This is a genomic window from Methylobacterium brachiatum (genome assembly GCF_020523825.1).
GTDB classification, from domain to species: domain Bacteria; phylum Pseudomonadota; class Alphaproteobacteria; order Rhizobiales; family Beijerinckiaceae; genus Methylobacterium; species Methylobacterium brachiatum.
This window is the reverse complement of sequence record NZ_JAJALK010000005.1, coordinates 174,917-191,277: the sequence shown is the minus strand read 5'-3', so window position 1 is coordinate 191,277 and position 16,361 is coordinate 174,917. Positions and strand designations below refer to the sequence as shown.

Genomic DNA, 16,361 nt, shown 5'->3' with positions numbered 1-16,361 from the left:
GACGTATCGGCCCGAGCGAACGGCATGTCTGCTGTAATAATTCCTGCGCGCCGCGAAATCCCGCTGCAATCCAGCCTGCCTATTCCTCGTCTTTCAGCAACGGGAATACGCCAACATGATCCTCAACCGCGCAGCAGCGTCCGCCGGTGCTTTCGGCGGGACCCTCTTTCTGTTCCTGGCGGTGGTGCCCGCCGCCCGGGCGGAGCCCGTCCCCCGGTTCACGCAGCCCGACGTCCCGACCTTCGACCCCGTCATCCGGCCTGCCCCGTCCTGGACGAACCGGGAGTCCCGCCCGGCGACCGTCGAGGACGAGCATGTCCGGGCGCAGCGGATCATCAACCGCGTCTGCGTGGGTTGCCGATGAGGCCCGTCACCGACGGGCCGACTTGGCCCGCTCGACGGCGCGGCGCAGGATGCGCGACAGGTCGGTGACCGAGTACGGCTTGCGCAGCAGCTCGAACCCGTGGGTGCCCTGGGCCGCGAGCACGTCGCTGTAGCCCGAGGCCAGGACGACCGGGAGGTCGGATTGCCGGCGGCGGATCTCGCGGGCCAGGTCCACCCCGTTCATGCCCGGCATCACCACGTCCGAGAACACGACCTCGAAACGGAACGGGATGCGCTCGAACTCGCGCAGCGCCTTCTCCGCATCCGTCGCCCAGACCGTATGGTAGCCGAGCTCCTGCAGGGCCTGCGTGGCGAAGGAGCCGACCTCCAGGTTGTCCTCGACGAGGAGGACGCAGGTGCCGTGGCCGTCGGCCAGCGCCGCGGGCTCGGGCGTCTCGGCCTCGGGCAGGGACGCGGCCACCGCCCGCGGGAGGAACAGGGTGAAGGTGCTGCCCTCGCCCAGCCGGCTCTCGGCGACGACCTCGCCGCCGGATTGCTTGGCGAAGCCGAACACCTGGCTGAGGCCCAGCCCCGTACCCTGCCCGACCCCCTTGGTGGTGAAGAACGGCTCGAAGATCCGCTCCAGGTCGCCGGGGGCGATGCCGGTGCCGGTATCGGCCACCGAGACCGCGACGAAATCCCCCCGCATCGGCGGATGCGCCCGGACGGCCGGGACCAGGCCCACGGGCCGGACCCGGATGGTGATCCGGCCCTCGCCCGACATGGCGTCCCTTGCGTTGACCACCATGTTGACCAGGGCGGTGTCGAACTGGCTCGGATCGGCGTCGACCAGGCACGGGCTCTCCCGCCCCATCGCGTCCCGCAGGGGCACGACCTGCATGTCGACATGGATGCGCGAGCCCGTGAGGGTCCTCACCATGTCAGAGACCGAGGCGACGCCGCGCCCGACGTCGAACACCTCGGGCTGGAGCGCCTGGCGCCGGGCGAAGGCGAGCAGCTGGCCCGTTAGCTTGGCCGCCCGGGCGACCGTGTCCGAGATGGCGTCGACGTAGCGGGTCCGGCGCTCCTCGGGGAGGTTCGGGCGCTTGAGCAGGTCGGTCGACGACTTGATGACGGTGAGCAGGTTGTTGAAGTCGTGCGCCACCCCGCCGGTGAGCTGGCCCACCGCCTCCAGCTTCTGGGATTGGCGGAGCTGCTCCTCGAGGGCCTTGCGGTCGGTGACATCCCGGCCCGCCGCGTAGAAATGGTCGCCGCGCGGGACCACGTTCCACGAGATCCAGCGGTAGGCGCCGTCGCGGGTCCTGAACCGGACGTCGACGTCGTCGAGGTCGCCCGCGGTGATCACGCGCTCGAACGCCTGCGCCGCGAGCTTCTTGTCGTCCGGGTGGACGAAATCGTCGAACCGCGCCCCGACGAGATCCTCGGACGTCCAGCCGAGCGTCGCCGTCCAGGCCGGATTCACCGCCCGGTACAGCCCGTCGAAGCCGCAGACCACGAATAGGTCGCGGCTCGCCCGCCACAGCGTATCCCGCTCGTCGGTCCGCTCGCGGGCGGCGGTCTCGAGGTGATCCTCGAGCCGGCGCCGGTCGGTGATGTCGTTGAACAGGATCGCGACGCGCCGCCGCGCCGGCTCGCCCACGCGCAGGGCGTGGACGTCGAACCACCGGCCCATGGACACCGCGGCGCTCTCGAAGCGCACGGGCTGCCCCGTCATGGCGACCGCGCCGTAGGTCTCGAACCAGGACGGTTCGAGGTCGGGCACAAGCTCGCTGACCCAGCGCCCGGCCGCGTTCCGCAGGCCGGTATGGCGCTCGAAGGCCGGGTTGACCTCGATCAGCCGGTAATCGACCGCGCGGCCCTCGGCGTCGAACCGCATCTCCGCGACGCAGAAGCCGGCATCGATCGCCTCGAACAGGGTCTGGTAGCGCGCCTCGCTCTCGGCCAGGCGCTCCTCCTCGGTGCGGAAGCGCGTGACGTCCAGCTGGCTCGCGAAGAAGTAGCGCAGCTGCCCGGCCGGATCGAAGACCGGGCTGACGTAGAGCTCGTTGCGAAACGGCGTGCCGTCGCGGTGATAGTTCAGGATCTCGACGACCACGTCGCGCCGGGCCGCGATGGCGTCCCGGACCTTGGCGACGTCAGACGGGTCGGTGCCGGGCCCCTGGAGGAACCGGCAATTGCGGCCGATCAGGTCTTCCGCGCCGTAGCCGCACAGCTCCTGGAAGGCGCGGTTGGCGAAGACGATCGGATTGTCGGGCAGGTTGGGATCGGTGACGATCTGCGGCATGCGGGTCTTCTCCGCCGCCGTGAACAGCAGATCGACCCCGGCCGCCGAGGTGCGCTGGCCGGCGCTCGGGGTATGCACATGGCTCTCGTTGCGCGACCGCAGCCGCTCGATCTCGGCCTCGGCCTCACGCAGGCGTCGGCGCAACGTGTCGTTTTCGACATCCATGGGGCGAAATCCCGACCTCGCATCGCCATACCTGCCCGCCGCTCTCACAACGGCCGGGTCGTCCGGCTGCTCCATACCGTATTTGCCGGGGCAACCTCCATGAGGACTGAAGCCGGATGAGCGGACAACTCTGCGGGCCGGTATGGAGCGTCAGGCCGTCAGCACCGCCGGGATGGCCGAGCGCAGGCGGGAATAGCCGCGGTTGGATCTCGGCCAGGCGGCCTCGTCCCATCCCCGGCGAATCCGGATGCACGCGTCCGGCAGCGCATCGGCCGACGGACCCACCGGAGCCCAGGCCGTGACGACAGGCAGGTCCCCGGACCAATCCCCTTCGACCAATCGCGCCGCGCACCCGAACCGGGCCGCCGCACGTTCGAGGCCATCGGCCATCGCCGCCGCGTCGGCCGTGCGCACCCGATCGGACGCGCCGGGGGCGTGGGCCAGCAGGCCGCCGACGCGGACGACACGGGCGGCGCCTAGCGGCAGGCTCTCCGGGCTCAGGTCGTCGAGATGCAGCAGCAGCGCGACGTCGCCGGCCGGCACGGCATCGGAGCGCGGCAGCGCGACCTCGCGGGGCGGCATCGCCTCGTCGAGGGCGTCCGGGTATTCGTCGAGGCCGGCAGGATCGAAGCGCCCCTCCGTATACCGCCGGATGTTCTCGGCGCGGGCGACGTAGTGCTTGCCCCGCGTGTGGAGGCCCGCCACCCAGCGCCAGGACAGGGTGTTGCTCGCCGGGTCGCCGTCGACGAGGTGGCGCAGGGAGAATTCGGCGCCGAGCGCCCAGGGCAGGCGCAGGGTGAAGATCCAGATCGAGGCGAACCACATCCGGGCGTGGTTGTGCAGCCAGCCGGTCTCGACGAGCTCGCGCGCCCAATCGTCGAAGCCGTCGATGCCGGTCCGGCCCTCGACGGCGGACTCGTAGGTCCGGCGCAGGCCGGGCTCGGCGGCGAGGCGTTCCCGGTCGGACGCGGCCAGGGCGAGGGACTCCGTCCAGGCGGACGGGTGGGTCTCCAGGTGGCCCTTGAAGTAGGTCCGCCAGAACACCTCGGAGACGAACTTCTCGGCGCCGCCGTCGCCGAAGGCGCGCTCGGCCGCTGCCGCGACCTCGGCCTCCGTGATCAGGCGCCGGCGCAGATAGGGCGAGAGTGCCGACGTGGTCGGCTCGAGGCCGGGCCCGCGATCGGTGTTGCGGGCGGCGGCGTAATCGGCCCCGGCGCCCGCCAGGAAGGCGGCGAGCCGGTCGAGCCCGGCGGCGCGGGTCATGGGAAAGGTGCGATCCATGCCCGGGAGTTAGCGCGCAGCCCGCGCCGGGCGGATGCGACCCATTCCCCGGACCGTCCGGCGGGGCACGCGGTCTCAACGCGGCCGCAAAGATTGCATCCCGGCGCGAGAAGCATCAAACACACGCCAGATTTTCGGACCGTTCGGTGTGCCGCCCTCGGGCGAGGCGCGCCGAAGAGTCGGCAGTTCGGCGCCGTCCGTGATCGTCCAGACAACAGGAACAGGTGATGAAGACGCGCGCTGCGGTCGCGTGGGAGGCCAAGAAGCCTCTCACGATCGAGACCATCGACATCGAAGGGCCCAAGGCCGGCGAGGTTCTCGTCGAGCTGATGGCCACCGGCATCTGCCACACCGATGCCTACACCCTCTCGGGCCTCGATTCCGAGGGCAAGTTCCCGGCGATCCTCGGCCATGAGGGCGCGGGCATCGTCCGCGAGGTCGGCGCCGGCGTCACCACGCTGAAGCCCGGCGACCACGTCATCCCGCTCTACACGCCGGAATGCCGCAACTGTAAGTCCTGCCTGTCCCAGCGGACCAACCTGTGCACCGCGATCCGCGCGACCCAGGGCCAGGGCGTGATGCCGGACGGCACGAGCCGCTTCTCCTGCGTCTCCACCGGCGGCAGCCCTTCCGGCGCGAACACCGTGTTCCACTACATGGGCTGCTCGACCTTCTCGAACTTCACGGTCCTGCCCGCCATCGCGCTCGCCAAGATCCGTGAAGACGCCCCCTTCGACAAGATCTGCTACATCGGCTGCGGCGTGACCACCGGCATCGGCGCGGTGATCTACACCGCCAAGGTCTGGCCCGGCGCCAACGTGGTGGTGTTCGGTCTCGGCGGCATCGGCCTCAACGTGCTCCAGGCCGCCCGGATGGTCGGGGCCGACAAGATCATCGGTGTCGACATCAACCCGGAAAAGCAGGCCATGGCCCGCAAATTCGGCATGACCGACTTCATCAACCCGAGCGAGATCGGCACCGACAAGGTGGTCCAGGCCATCGTCGATCTCACGGGCGGCGGCGCCGACTTCTCCTTCGACTGCACCGGCAACGTCCACGTGATGCGCCAGGCCCTCGAGTGCTGCCATCGCGGCTGGGGCGAGTCGATCGTCATCGGCGTGGCCGAGGCCGGCCGCGAGATCTCGACCCGTCCGTTCCAGCTGGTCACCGGCCGCGTCTGGAAGGGCTCGGCCTTCGGCGGCGCCCGCGGCCGCACGGACGTGCCGAAGATCGTCGACTGGTACATGGAGGGCAAGATCAACATCGACGATCTGATCACCCACACCATGCCGCTCGACGAGATCAATCACGGCTTCGACCTCATGCACGAGGGCAAGTCGATCCGGTCCGTGGTCGTCTACTGACCATCACCACCCCTCCCCGTGCGGGGAGGGGGCAGGGGCGGGGTGGTCGTATGACCCTCTCCCGGCCGAGGCCGGCTGAGCCACCCCCAGCCTCAACTCCTCCCCGCAAGAGGGAGGAGAGCCGCGCATTCCTGAAGACGATCGTCTCAGCCCACTCGCAGGAGATCACAGCCGATGGAAACCGTCTCGAAGGCCCGCGCCCATGGCGGCACGCAGGGCGTCTACAAGCACGATGCGCAGACCACGGGATGCCCGATGACCTTCGCGGTGTTCGTGCCGCCCCAGGCCGAGAAGGGCCCGGTCCCGGTGCTGTGGTACCTGTCCGGCCTCACCTGCACGCATGCCAACGTCATGGACAAGGGCGAGTACCGTGCCGCCGCCGCCGCGCACGGCGTGATCATCGTGGCCCCCGATACCAGCCCGCGCGGTCCCGGCATCCCGGACGAGGAAGGCAATTGGCAGTTCGGCTCCGGCGCCGGCTTCTACCTCGACGCCACGCAGGCGCCCTATGACAAGAACTACCGGATGTGGAGCTACATCACGGAGGAGCTGCCGGCGCTCATCGCGAAGGAATTCCCCGCCGACATGACCCGCCAGGGCATCTTCGGCCATTCCATGGGCGGCCACGGCGCTCTGACCATCGCGCTGACCTACCCGGAGCGGTTCAAGTCCTGCTCCGCCTTCGCGCCGATCGCCCAGCCCTCCACGGCCGGCTGGTCGAAGCCGGCTTTCGAGAAGTATCTCGGCTCCGACCCGGCCGCCTGGCGCGCCCACGACGCCACCGCGCTGATCGAGGACGGCAAGCGCTTCCCCGAATTCCTTGTGGATCAGGGCACCGCCGACAGCTTCCTGCAGGACGGCCTGCGCCCCTGGCTGCTGGAGGAGGCCTGCAAGAAGGCCGGCATCGCGCTGACCCTCAACATGCGCGAGGGCTACGACCACTCGTACTTCTTCATCTCGACCTTCATGGCCGACCACATCGCCTGGGCTGCCGCGCGCCTGAAGTAACCGGCCGTCCGCGCGCCCCGTCATGTGCGGGGCGCGCCCGCCGCCGAGCGCATCTCGGCGGCGGCAGGCCGGAGGGCCCGCCGCGATGCGTCCAGGCCCTACTCGATGACCTCGACGATCCGGCGCGTCCGCGGCTCGACCAGCACGGGATGGTCGTTGACGATCGTGTAATTGTAGTTCGGAAGCGCGAATTCGGGCGGTACGTCGTAATAGACCACGCCGTCCTCCGGCAGCACGGTTCCGACCCGCACCGGCCCCGCATAGGCGAAGGACGGGCGGCGCTCGCCGAGCACGTAGATGCGGAAGCGGTCGCGCCGGTCGATGCCCAGGATGTTGTTGGCCGTGCCGACCGCGGCACCGATCGCGCCGCCGACGGCAGCGCCCAGGGGACCCGCGATCGCTTCGCCGCGCTCCCGGCCATCCCGCGCGCCGCGCTCCAGGCCTTGGGCATGCGCCTGCGTCGCGACGCCGAGCATCAGCACGATCGGTAGAGAGATCCAGGTTCGCACGGTGTCCTCGTCGGGCGGCGTGAAAGGGATTGCGGCGTGAAAGGGATCGCGGATCAGCGGCACCACGGGGCGGCCCCGCACCATCGGATCGGAGCCTGATCGATCGACCCGGTCGTCGCGGGATCGGAGGCGGCCGGAGATGCGGCGGCCCGGTCCACGGGACGGTTGGCCTTCGCCAGCATCACGGCCGAGACACAGCAGAGCGCGAGGGCCGCGACCCAGAGCACGCCTCTCGCAGTTCGGATCGTTCGCTTGGACATGAGCCCGAAGGTGGGGGGCTTCGGTTAGCGAACCCTTGCACGCCGAACCCGTGCACGCCCCGAGGCGCCTTCGGCCCGGTCCGATGCCGAGGCTCGGTCGACGCGCCGGCCGGCGCGAGACCCTCAAGGCTCGATGGACCCGGAACGACAACGGCGCAGCAACCGGGGAGGTCACTGCGCCGCTTGATCGGGCCGTCCGAGGGGGCGGAGACGGCCTCAGCCCTGGATACGCCCGGGCCGCTTCCCGCGAGGTGCGCGAGAGCACATCCTGCCGGCGAAAGCTCTGTGGGATCGGTCGTCGCGGCACCCGCCTGGGTTGAGTCTCATGCCCGGCGGCGGCCAGGGACGGAGCGCCCGGCACCATCGTGTTTCCGCGGCAGGGTTAAGACGTTTGCCGGTGCGGGGCCGTATTGAGCAACGGTTTTCCGTATCCGTGCGTTACCAATCGCATCGACGCGAGTCTTGGCAGGATCGATCGCAGGCCAGGACGGCGGCCGGCCGGAGCGAATGGCTCCGGCAACTTCGGGTTGGTCTGCGATCGTGGTCCAGCCCACGATCCGCGGCAGGTTCCACTGGACGTCAGGAAGGCACCGACATGCCCTATACGGTCGAAATCACCACGCCGCCCGTGAAGAGCGCGGGTGAGGAGGAGCTGCCGGAGATGTACCAATTGCCCGAGCCGTTCGACACGGTCGCCGACGCCAAGGAGGCGGCGGTCGCGCATATCGCCGGCCTCGGCCTGGAGCCCGCTGCAATCATCTACAACGTGTTCGATCGGGAGGGCTTCACGGTCGCCTCGAATATCGAGCAGCCCGCCGAAGCCGGATGAATCCGCATCGGTGCGCCGATGCGCCCGGCCTCCGGGTTGCCGGTCAGCCGGGCGCATCGCCGTACCATCAGAGCTCGGCATCCGGCGGCGTGTCCGGCGCCAGTGCGAAGTCGGACGGCGTAGCGGGCTCGTCCGCCAGGCCCGCCGGATGGTCGACCGGGGGGAACAGATCGGCGAGCCCGGTGGCGACGCCGTGCAGGATCGGATCGTGAGAGGACCCGAAGGTGGGGGCGTGAAGATCGAGTGTGCGCATGGTCGGATGTGGGCCCGAACGTTCTGGGAATTGGGCGGCCCGCGGACCGACTTTGATTTGGGTTAAACCTCCGTAACGTCGATGGTTCAGACGATATTTATCGTTCTGGTTGTGTTCCGCCGTATTCGCCACAAGAATCGTGAGTGCTCCGGGGTTTTCAGAGCATCCGCCCCTGAACGATCCACACGCACCGGGTGCGCTGCGCGCTCACCGTCCGAGCCAGATGGCGGTGCTCAGCACGACCCCGATGCCGCCGATGAACCCGCCGAACCCCAGCACGATCCAGGCATCCAGCCCGCGCGGCCGCGCCGCATTCCGAACCCTGGCGGAGGCCGCCTGAGTCTTGCGGGCCAGGGCGATCCGCTCGGGCGAGGGCGGGTTGCCGGCCGCCTCGTCATCCGTCCCGAGCTGCGACAGGCCTGGATCGTAGGCCGCGACCTTGTCGCCGGTGGCGCCGCTGTCGATGTCGGCCTTGAGCATGGCCGTGGTCGGCCGGTCGGAAGCGGGCGGCTCCGCGACATGCAGGTTGCCGGGCGGCGGCGGGGTCTCGGAGCGAAGCAGCACGGGGGCGCCTTTCAGGGCAGCGGCATCCGGCATCCTTCGATGCGGCACCGCTCGGGGGGAGGGGGCGACGGTTTCAAACCCGGTGATCCGGGACGTCTGGCTGGTCCTGGCGGATTAAAAAAAACCCCGTCCGGCGCTCGCCGTGACGGGGTCGGTTCGAGCGGGGCCGGTTCAGCCGCCGCCGCCATTCCCGCTGCCGCCGCCGCCGCTCCCGGTCGTGCCGACGCGCGCGGGCTGGTTGGCGTTACCCGCCGCCGCCGAGTCGGCCGCGATGCCGTCGGCGGCACGGCCGGTCGGCGAGTAGCTTGCGGCCTCGTCCTCTCCGGTCGAGCCCGGCTGGCGCGTGACGACGCCGGGCGCGCCGGGCGGGACGATCACGGTGGTGCTCGTGGGGTTCTCGATCACCTGCGACAGGGCAGGCGTCGTCAGCGCCGCGGCCGATGCCGCGGCGAGGATATACTTGATCATGGGGGTCTTTCGTCTGTGTCCGAAGAGGAAACAGGCGATCGCGCGGCATGTGTCCCGGGGCCGGTGTCACAGGCCCGGGCAACTCATCTGCGGATCAGGAGACGTCCGTGAAGAACACCGCGTAGCCGTCCTCGCGCACCCGGTCGAGATAGGCCCGGTACCGGGCGTGACCCGGCTCCTGCGGGGCGATGCGGCCGTAGGCCAGGTCCGCCGCCGCCCGCTCCGGGATCAGCGCCAGGGGTGCCGCGGCCGGGGTGAGCTGCGTGCCGCGGCCGGCATGCAACGTGGTCAGGATGCCGTACATCTCGCCCTGGATGTTCGGGCGGCACAGCACGGCCAGGCGATGCTGCCCGTGCCAGTTGGTCACCAGGTAGATCATGCCCGACTGGCTCGGGACGGCGACGCTGCCGGACTGGGCGAAGGGCGCGTCCATGCGCTCGGCCTCGCGGAACACCAGGCGCGACAGGCCGGCATCCCAGGCGATCTCGGTGCGGTAGGCGAAGATCGCGCCGGCGGTCCCGAAGGAGGGGCGCAGGGTGAGGTAGCGTCCCTCGATCCAGGCCACGCCCTCCCGCGAGTAGGAGCCGAGCTCGTCCGGGGCGTGCGGCGGCGGCTCGGGCGCGGGCGCCGTCCGGCCCGGGTCCCGGCGGAGGGATTGTCCCAACGCCTCCTCGAGCCGGATCGTGGTCGCCAACGTGAAGGGGCGGCGCCCGGCCAGGGCCTTCTCCAGGGTGGACAGGCTGATCTGCGCCTGCACGGCCAGGGTCTGCCGGGAGATCCGGCGGCGGGCCATGGCCTCGCGCACCATCTGGGCGATGGCGCTGCTCTGCGCCTCGGTCAGTTCGATCTCGGTCACCGGTGTGGCCCGTGCGGCTTCGTCCCGCACAGATCCGCACGAAACCGCACAGCTGCGCAACTGCCGCGCCGTCAGGGCGTCTCGGCCTCGGCCTCGACGATCAACCGCAGCGGCCCGGGGCGAAGCCCGTCGAGGGGCCAGCAGGTGACGAGGGCGAGGTGTTGCCCGGAAGCCCGCGGGTCGATCCCCGAGGCGTCCCAGCGCGCGACCCGTTTGCCGGTGACGCGGAAGCGCGCGGTCCGGCCGTCGCGCCGGGTCACGGCCACCGGATCACCGGGCTCGACCCCGCCCAGCACCGCGAATTGGGTGTCGCGGTGGGCGGCGAACACCGCGGTGCCGGGATCGCCGGCTTCCGGCGTGCCGTCGAGATGGCCGGGGCCGAAGGCCAGGGCCTGGCCGCTCCCGCCGCGCAAGGCCACGAAGCTGCGTCCCGCGATGGCGAGCCGGGCGACCGGCTCGGTATCGGCCCAGGGCCAGGGCCGGACCGGGCGCCCCTCGGCCAGGGTGCGGGCGAAGGACCGCGCGAGCAGGACCTGCGCCAGGGCGGCCTTGGCGGGGATCCAGGCGGCCTGCGCCGCCAGCCCGAGCCCGGCCAGGGTGAGGAGGGCGCAGAGCGCCCGCCCCGTGCCGAGTCTGCGCCGGCGGCTCACGGCGCCCTCCGGGGCAGGCGACCGCCGAGCCGCTGCAGCCCGAGGCCCAGCAGGGCGAGGAGCAGGCCCAGGGCGAGCTGCGGCAGGAACCCCGCCCCGGTCTGCGGCAGGGCGATCCCGGCTTCGGCGACCGGGCCCGGCGCGGAGGCCTCGGCCCGCCGCTGGCGCGGTTCCGCGGTCCCGCCGTGCGGGCCCTCGCCGAACACCGTCGCGAAGTCCCAGCCCGCCGGCAGGTTCAGGGGCAGGTCGGCGGCCACGAGCGGCGTGCCGGCGGGGCGGCGCGGCGTGGCGTCGACGGCGACCAGGCTGGTCAGGCGCGTCATCAGCCCGTGCTCCAGGGCGAGGCCCAGGATCGTGGCGTCGGCCGCCTCGGCGGTCAGGTGCCCGGTGATGCGCGCCGTCTCGGTCTCGCCGATCCGGGAGCGCGCCCACACCTTCGAGATGCCGGCCCCCGCGACCGCCTCGCCGAGCGGCAGCGTGCGGCGCCAGGGCTTGCCGCCCACCCGGCCGGAGACGGTCACGGTGCCCTCCGGATGCGCGAGCCGGGCGGCGAAGACCAGCGGCTCGCCGCGATACAGGTCCGGCAGCCTGCGCGGCGTGACCTCGGCATCCGGGGCCGAGACGGTCGCGGTGAGGTCGGTGACGGCGGGCGATTCGAGCTTCGCGTAGAGGCTGCGGGTGCGCTCGCCGACCTGGCCGAGGTCGCGGATCTCCGTGAAGCTGCCGCGGCCGATCTCGGCGGCGTGGCGCATCAGGTGGCCGTTGGGCGCCGAGCCGATGCCGACCATGAACAGGCGCGAGCGCCCGAGCCCCTCGTGGATCGCCGCGAAGATCCGCTCCTCATCGCCGACCGCGCCGTCGGTGAGGAACACGACCTGGCGCACCCGCGCGGTCTCCTCGGGATGCGGGTCGGCCAGGGCCGCCTTGAGGGGCGCCAGCATCTCGGTGCCGCCCCGGGCCTCCAGGTCCGCGACGAAGATTTCCGCCTTGCGCAGGGCCTCCGGGGTCGCCGGGACGGCCTCGGGGAACAGCGCGTCCCAGGTGTGGTCGAACCGGATGACGTTGACGCGGTCCCGCGGCGTCAGGCGGGCGAGGCCCGCGAGCAGCCCGGCCTTGGCCTGCCGCATCGAGGCGCCGGCCATCGAGCCGGAATTGTCGATCACGAAGGTGACGTCCCGCGCCGGGCGCGGCGCCGCCTCGGCCTCCGGCGGGTTCACGGTGGCGAGCAGGTAGGTCCGGCCGGCGACCTCTTCCCGGAACAGCCCCAGTTCGGGGGCCCGGCTCGGCGCGGGCTCCCAGGTCAGCTCAAAATCGCGGTCGGCCGGGACAACGCCCTCGGCGAGGGTGATGCGGCGGCCCTGCGGCCCGGTCTCGGCGACGTGGATCGCGTGGGTGGCGCTGCGGACCGCGCCGAGCGCGAAGCCGGCCTCAAGGCGCACGGTCACGGTGACGGGATTCACCGGCAGGGCCTGGGACGGATCGAGCACCGGCGGGCTGATCCGGGCGCGGTCGGGCACCGGGTCGGCGGCGGGGGCGGTGGCGACGCTCTCAACGGCCTGCGATCCCGGGTTGTACCGGGGCGCGACCACCAGGGGCAGGCGCAGCGCGCGCGTCGCGTCGGCGACCGGGATCGTCTGCTGATAGGCGATCTGGACCAGCACCGTCTCGCCGGGCGCGATGTTGGCGACCGTGTTGGTGAAGACGTTGGGCCGCTCCTGCTCGGTGAGCGCCGCGGATTGCCCGGCGGCCTTGGCGGCCGTGTAGGCGCGCTTGGCGGCGGCGCGCTCGCGGATGTCGGCGACGATCACGCGCTCGCCCACGACAAGCGTCATCGCGTCCACTGCCGCGTCCTCCGGCAGCGGATAGACGTAGGTGCCCTCCATCCAGTCCGGGGTGGTGTTGCGGAAGGCCTGGGTCACGACGGCCCGGGCGGTCGGGCCGCTGACGTCGACGGCGATGTCGGTGGCCAGCCGCAGGGCCGGCACCGGCGCCGCGCCGGCCGGGCCGTGCAGCAGCAGGTCGCTGCCCGTCGGCGCCGGGAGGGCGCGGGCCGAGCCCAGCATGATCAGGAGCGCCAGGGCGGCGAGGAAGAGCGGCGACAGCGCGGCGGTGTGGGGCTGCTTGATCAGCGATGAAGAGCGGGAGACGGGCATCGGCATCGTGGAACCTCCGGTGCCGGCGGGTCGGGGCCGGCTCGGACATCAGGTTCTCCCGCGCCGGATTCGGCGGCCACGAGAAGCTTCGCCATTTTTCGGCGCGCAACCGCACAGGCTGGTCGCGCCCCGGCGGATCGGTGCGGACCGTGTCCGGACATGTCCGCCCATCGGCGCTGCGCGACGGTACCGGCGGGCGCTTGACTTATACGCAATCTGCGTCTTAGTTATGCTCAAGTTGAGCATAGTCGACGCCATGACCGAGTCCGAATTCCTCGCCGGATACGACCCCGCCGCCTTCGAGCGGCCGGCGCTCGCCGTCGATCTGGTCCTGCTGGGCCTGCGCGCGGGCCGCCTGACCGCGCTCCTGGCCGAGCGCAGGCAGCATCCCCATGCCGGGCGCTGGGCGCTGCCGGGCGGCTTCGTGGGCATCGCCGAGACCCTGGACGCGGCGGCCGAGCGCGTGTTGCGCGAGAAGGCCGGGATCGCCTGGGCGCGGCTCGAGCAGCTCTACACCTTCGGCGCCCTCGACCGCGATCCGCGCATGCGCATCGTCTCCGTGGCCTATCTGGCGCTGCTGCCGGAGCCGGCCTTCGCCGCGGCGCTCGACAGCGGCAAGGGTCTGGCGGCCGCGACCCTCGCAGTGCCCTGGGCGGGTGAGGCCGGCGGCCCGGTCTCGGCCCTGTCGGAGCGCGGGGAGCCGCGCGCGCTCGCCTTCGACCACGCCGACATCCTGGCGCTCGCCGTGCTGCGGCTGCGCGGCAAGCTCGACTATTCGGACGTCGCCTTCGCGCTCCTGCCGGAGCACTTCACCCTCCGGCAGCTCCAGGACGTGCACGCCGCGATCCTGGGCACCCCGCTCAACAAGCCCGCCTTCCGCCGCCGCATGCTCGACCGCGGCTGGCTGGAGCCGACCGGCGCGCGCGAGGCCGGCACGGCGTTCCGCCCGGCCGAGCTCTACCGGTTCCGACCGTCCCGTTGACCCGCCAGGAGGATGTCATGGCAACGATCCGCAATATCGGCCTGATCGCCCAGCTGAGGAGCGAGGCGAGCAGCCACATCATCCGCTACCGCGGCGGCCGCGTCCGGGAGAGCGGGCGCGGGCTGGTCTTCTGGTTCTGGCCGGAGACCGCGAGCATCAGCGAGGTGCCGGTGGACGACCGCGAGACGACGCTGTTCGTGCGCGGCCGCAGCCGGGACTTCCAGACTGTGGCGGTCCAGGGGACGATCGGCTGGCACGTGGTCGATCCCGAACTGCTCGCGACCCGCGTCGACTTCTCGATCAACCTCGCCACCGGGCGCCTGCAGGGCGAGCCGATCGAGCGGATCGAGGCGCGCCTCAACGGCATCGCCGGCCAGGCGGTGCTGCAGCACCTCGGCGCGAAGCCGATCGGCGCCCTGCTCGATGCCGGCCCCGAGCCGCTGCGCCTCACCCTGGAGGCGGTCCTGGCCGAAGCCCCGGCCCTCGCCGAGATCGGGGTCGCGGTGGTCTCCGTGCGGCTCACGAACCTCGCGCCGACGAGCGAGCTGGAACGCGCCCTGCAGACCCCGACCTTCGAGGCCCTGCAGCAGAAGGCCGACGAGGCGACCTTCGCCCGCCGCGCCCTCGCGGTTGAGAAGGAGCGGGCCATCGCGGAGAACGAGCTCGCGACCAAGACCGAACTCGCCCGGCGCGAGACGCTGCTGATCGCCCAGGAGGCGCAGAACGCCCGCGACCGCGCCGCCGGCCTGGCCGAGGCCCAGGGGCTGGAGGCGGCCGCCGAGGCCGAGCGGATCCGGCTGGTCGAGGGCGCCACGATCGAGGCCGAGCAGCGCCGGGCGGCGATCTACCGGGACATGCCGCCGACCGTGCTGCTCGGGCTGGCCGCCCGGGAGCTGGCCGGCAAGCTCGACACGATCGAGCACCTCAACGTCACGCCCGATCTCCTGGCATCGGCCCTGGGCGAGTTCCGCCGGGCCATGCCCCTGCCGGTCGCGCCGCGCTGAGGAGACGCGCCATGCCCTCCGTCACGCCCCGGGTGGTCTTCGTGACCCGGGACACCGACTACGAGCTGCTGCTCGCCCGGCACGCGACGCGGGGCCAGGTGCGGTTCTTCCTGGAGAGTCGCGGGCAGTCGATCGCGGCGATCGAGGACCGCCACGCGCGCTTCCACGCGGTCCTCGCCCAGGCCCGCGCCACGGTGCCGACCGAGTGGCGGCAGGCGCTGGTGCGGCGCCCGGACCTCGACCGCTTCCTGTTCGCCCCCGAAGACGTCGTGGTGGCGGTCGGCCAGGATGGCTTGGTGGCCAACGTCGCGAAATATCTCGACGGGCAGCCGGTGGTCGGCGTCAATCCGGCGCCCGACCTCTACGACGGCGTGCTGGCCCGCGCCGCCGTGGAGCGGTTGGGTGCCCTGCTGCCGGCGAGCGTCGCCGGCGCGGCACCGATCGAGCGCCGCACCATGGTGCAGGCCGTCCTCGACGGCGGCGAGCGGCTGCTCGCCCTGAACGAGATCTTCGTCGGCCATCGCAGCCACCAATCCGCCCGCTACCGGATCGAGGATCACGGCCGGGCCGAGGACCAGTCGTCGAGCGGCCTGATCGTGGCGTCGGGCACCGGCCTGACCGGCTGGGCCCGGTCGATCGCCGAGGCGACCCACATCGCCCTCGATGTCGGCGTGGAGGAGGCTGCGGTCGGCTACTGGGTGCGCGAGCCGTTCGCCAGCGTCGCCACCGCGACGGGCCTGCGCGCGGGCAAGCTCGCCGCCGAGTCCCTCACCGTGACCTCGCGGATGAACGAGGGCGGCGTCGTGTTCGCCGACGGGATCGAGCAGGACTTCCTCGCCTTCGACTGGGGGCGGCGCGTCGCCATCGCCCCCGCGGCCCGGACCCTCAACCTCGTCGTCGCCTGAGGCCGCGCGCCCGAATGCGGAGGGGCCCGCATCGAGCAGCCGGTGATCGCGCGGGGCGATCCGTCAGGGCACAAGCCGCCGGCCCGTCACGCGGCGACGGGCCTGACCACCACGGCCTCGGATTCGACGAGGGTCGCCATGACGCCGGACTGGACCCGGGCGAAGACCGCCTCGCGATCGCCGGTGCCCTGCATCAGCACGGCGCAGGAGAGGGCGATGACGTGCGGCGCGCGGTCGGCCCCCGCGGCGAGGAACTCACGGATCGCCGCGGCGAGGGACGCGTCCGTGTCCTCCTCCGGCAGGGTGCTGAGGACATGCGCGCAGTCCCGCCGCAGCGCGGCCAGCTCCGTGTCGATGACCGACACCCATTGCCGGGCCTGGTCATAGATGAGCCAGCGCACCGAGCCCGGGGCCGCCGGGGCCAGGCCCGCGAGATAGCGTCGAGCGGCTGCGTCATCGAACATGCCGGGGGCTTTAGCGC

Annotated in this window: 17 protein-coding genes; 7 read left to right on the top strand and 10 right to left on the bottom strand. The window is 71.9% G+C overall.

What is annotated here, in order from left to right; genetic code table 11:
* Nucleotides 1–115 precede the first annotated feature (115 nt).
* Nucleotides 116–364, top strand: coding sequence for a hypothetical protein (locus tag LGR69_RS13700; protein ID WP_230366352.1), 249 nt, complete (start codon nt 116–118; stop codon nt 362–364).
* A gap of 6 nt (nt 365–370) precedes the next feature.
* Here LGR69_RS13700 and LGR69_RS13695 read toward each other — a convergent pair whose 3' ends face one another.
* Nucleotides 371–2,794 (bottom strand): PAS domain S-box protein, encoded by a 2,424-nt coding sequence (locus LGR69_RS13695; protein ID WP_230366351.1) that lies wholly within the window; start codon nt 2,792–2,794, stop codon nt 371–373.
* 150 nt (nt 2,795–2,944) lie between these two features.
* Nucleotides 2,945–4,057, bottom strand: a complete 1,113-nt coding sequence (locus LGR69_RS13690; protein ID WP_230366350.1) for an FAD-binding domain-containing protein — start codon at nt 4,055–4,057, stop codon at nt 2,945–2,947.
* 245 nt (nt 4,058–4,302) lie between these two features.
* On the opposite strand from LGR69_RS13690, the gene LGR69_RS13685 reads away from it, so the two are divergent.
* Nucleotides 4,303–5,439: an S-(hydroxymethyl)glutathione dehydrogenase/class III alcohol dehydrogenase gene (locus LGR69_RS13685; RefSeq protein ID WP_230366349.1), complete on the top strand. Its 1,137-nt coding sequence runs from the start codon at nt 4,303–4,305 to the stop codon at nt 5,437–5,439.
* Between the two features lie 174 nt (nt 5,440–5,613).
* A complete protein-coding gene (fghA, locus tag LGR69_RS13680; protein ID WP_007564514.1) occupies nt 5,614–6,447 on the top strand; it encodes an S-formylglutathione hydrolase in 834 nt (277 codons plus the stop codon).
* 98 nt (nt 6,448–6,545) lie between these two features.
* Here fghA and LGR69_RS13675 read toward each other — a convergent pair whose 3' ends face one another.
* Entirely contained in the window at nt 6,546–6,923 is a 378-nt protein-coding gene (locus LGR69_RS13675; protein ID WP_268868566.1) for a DUF1236 domain-containing protein, read from the bottom strand.
* Between the two features lie 888 nt (nt 6,924–7,811).
* Between LGR69_RS13675 and LGR69_RS13670 the strand changes: the two genes are divergently transcribed.
* Nucleotides 7,812–8,045, top strand: a complete 234-nt coding sequence (locus LGR69_RS13670; protein ID WP_007564517.1) for a hypothetical protein — start codon at nt 7,812–7,814, stop codon at nt 8,043–8,045.
* 67 nt (nt 8,046–8,112) lie between these two features.
* On the opposite strand, the gene LGR69_RS13665 is transcribed toward LGR69_RS13670, so the two are convergent.
* The 6 genes from LGR69_RS13665 to LGR69_RS13640 form a co-directional block, all read right to left on the bottom strand.
* Nucleotides 8,113–8,298 carry a hypothetical protein gene (locus LGR69_RS13665; protein WP_230366348.1) on the bottom strand — a complete coding sequence of 62 codons (186 nt, stop codon included), beginning with the start codon at nt 8,296–8,298 and terminating at the stop codon, nt 8,113–8,115.
* 207 nt (nt 8,299–8,505) lie between these two features.
* Nucleotides 8,506–8,895 (bottom strand): hypothetical protein, encoded by a 390-nt coding sequence (locus tag LGR69_RS13660; protein ID WP_091860766.1) that lies wholly within the window; start codon nt 8,893–8,895, stop codon nt 8,506–8,508.
* A 138-nt stretch (nt 8,896–9,033) separates the two neighbouring features.
* A complete protein-coding gene (locus LGR69_RS13655) occupies nt 9,034–9,330 on the bottom strand; it encodes a hypothetical protein (protein WP_230366347.1) in 297 nt (98 codons plus the stop codon).
* A 94-nt stretch (nt 9,331–9,424) separates the two neighbouring features.
* On the bottom strand, nt 9,425–10,138 hold the full coding sequence (locus LGR69_RS13650; protein WP_230366518.1) for a helix-turn-helix domain-containing protein: 714 nt from the start codon (nt 10,136–10,138) through the stop codon (nt 9,425–9,427).
* Nucleotides 10,139–10,257: 119 nt separating this feature from the next.
* Nucleotides 10,258–10,836 (bottom strand): class GN sortase, encoded by a 579-nt coding sequence (locus tag LGR69_RS13645; RefSeq protein ID WP_230366346.1) that lies wholly within the window; start codon nt 10,834–10,836, stop codon nt 10,258–10,260.
* A complete protein-coding gene (locus LGR69_RS13640) occupies nt 10,833–12,995 on the bottom strand; it encodes a marine proteobacterial sortase target protein (protein WP_230366345.1) in 2,163 nt (720 codons plus the stop codon). Before LGR69_RS13640 ends, LGR69_RS13645 begins: the two co-directional genes overlap by 4 nt.
* Nucleotides 12,996–13,245: 250 nt before the next feature.
* On the opposite strand from LGR69_RS13640, the gene LGR69_RS13635 reads away from it, so the two are divergent.
* The 3 genes from LGR69_RS13635 to LGR69_RS13625 are packed head-to-tail and all read left to right on the top strand — an operon-like array spanning nt 13,246 to nt 15,880.
* The gene (locus tag LGR69_RS13635) at nt 13,246–13,971 is read left to right on the top strand and encodes an NUDIX hydrolase (protein ID WP_230366344.1); all 726 of its coding nucleotides are present in this window, start codon (nt 13,246–13,248) and stop codon (nt 13,969–13,971) included.
* A gap of 17 nt (nt 13,972–13,988) precedes the next feature.
* Entirely contained in the window at nt 13,989–14,975 is a 987-nt protein-coding gene (locus LGR69_RS13630; RefSeq protein WP_230366343.1) for an SPFH domain-containing protein, read from the top strand.
* 11 nt (nt 14,976–14,986) lie between these two features.
* Nucleotides 14,987–15,880, top strand: a complete 894-nt coding sequence (locus LGR69_RS13625) for an NAD(+)/NADH kinase (protein WP_122161518.1) — start codon at nt 14,987–14,989, stop codon at nt 15,878–15,880.
* 86 nt (nt 15,881–15,966) lie between these two features.
* Here the strand turns inward: LGR69_RS13625 and LGR69_RS13620 are convergent, their stop codons facing one another.
* Nucleotides 15,967–16,344: a hypothetical protein gene (locus LGR69_RS13620; RefSeq protein WP_230366342.1), complete on the bottom strand. Its 378-nt coding sequence runs from the start codon at nt 16,342–16,344 to the stop codon at nt 15,967–15,969.
* Between the last annotated feature and the right edge of the window lie 17 nt (nt 16,345–16,361).

What these genes read in the sequence shown, in the direction of transcription:
- LGR69_RS13700 (WP_230366352.1), top strand. Translation starts at nt 116, where the DNA reads ATGATCCTCAACCGCGCAGCAGCGTCCGCCGGTGCTTTCGGCGGGACC.
- LGR69_RS13695 (WP_230366351.1), bottom strand. Translation starts at nt 2,794, where the DNA reads ATGGATGTCGAAAACGACACGTTGCGCCGACGCCTGCGTGAGGCCGAG.
- LGR69_RS13690 (WP_230366350.1), bottom strand. Translation starts at nt 4,057, where the DNA reads ATGACCCGCGCCGCCGGGCTCGACCGGCTCGCCGCCTTCCTGGCGGGC.
- LGR69_RS13685 (WP_230366349.1), top strand. Translation starts at nt 4,303, where the DNA reads ATGAAGACGCGCGCTGCGGTCGCGTGGGAGGCCAAGAAGCCTCTCACG.
- fghA (WP_007564514.1), top strand. Translation starts at nt 5,614, where the DNA reads ATGGAAACCGTCTCGAAGGCCCGCGCCCATGGCGGCACGCAGGGCGTC.
- LGR69_RS13675 (WP_268868566.1), bottom strand. Translation starts at nt 6,923, where the DNA reads ATGCTCGGCGTCGCGACGCAGGCGCATGCCCAAGGCCTGGAGCGCGGC.
- LGR69_RS13670 (WP_007564517.1), top strand. Translation starts at nt 7,812, where the DNA reads ATGCCCTATACGGTCGAAATCACCACGCCGCCCGTGAAGAGCGCGGGT.
- LGR69_RS13665 (WP_230366348.1), bottom strand. Translation starts at nt 8,298, where the DNA reads ATGCGCACACTCGATCTTCACGCCCCCACCTTCGGGTCCTCTCACGAT.
- LGR69_RS13660 (WP_091860766.1), bottom strand. Translation starts at nt 8,895, where the DNA reads ATGCCGGATGCCGCTGCCCTGAAAGGCGCCCCCGTGCTGCTTCGCTCC.
- LGR69_RS13655 (WP_230366347.1), bottom strand. Translation starts at nt 9,330, where the DNA reads ATGATCAAGTATATCCTCGCCGCGGCATCGGCCGCGGCGCTGACGACG.
- LGR69_RS13650 (WP_230366518.1), bottom strand. Translation starts at nt 10,138, where the DNA reads ATGGTGCGCGAGGCCATGGCCCGCCGCCGGATCTCCCGGCAGACCCTG.
- LGR69_RS13640 (WP_230366345.1), bottom strand. Translation starts at nt 12,995, where the DNA reads ATGCCGATGCCCGTCTCCCGCTCTTCATCGCTGATCAAGCAGCCCCAC.
- LGR69_RS13635 (WP_230366344.1), top strand. Translation starts at nt 13,246, where the DNA reads ATGACCGAGTCCGAATTCCTCGCCGGATACGACCCCGCCGCCTTCGAG.
- LGR69_RS13630 (WP_230366343.1), top strand. Translation starts at nt 13,989, where the DNA reads ATGGCAACGATCCGCAATATCGGCCTGATCGCCCAGCTGAGGAGCGAG.
- LGR69_RS13625 (WP_122161518.1), top strand. Translation starts at nt 14,987, where the DNA reads ATGCCCTCCGTCACGCCCCGGGTGGTCTTCGTGACCCGGGACACCGAC.
- LGR69_RS13620 (WP_230366342.1), bottom strand. Translation starts at nt 16,344, where the DNA reads ATGTTCGATGACGCAGCCGCTCGACGCTATCTCGCGGGCCTGGCCCCG.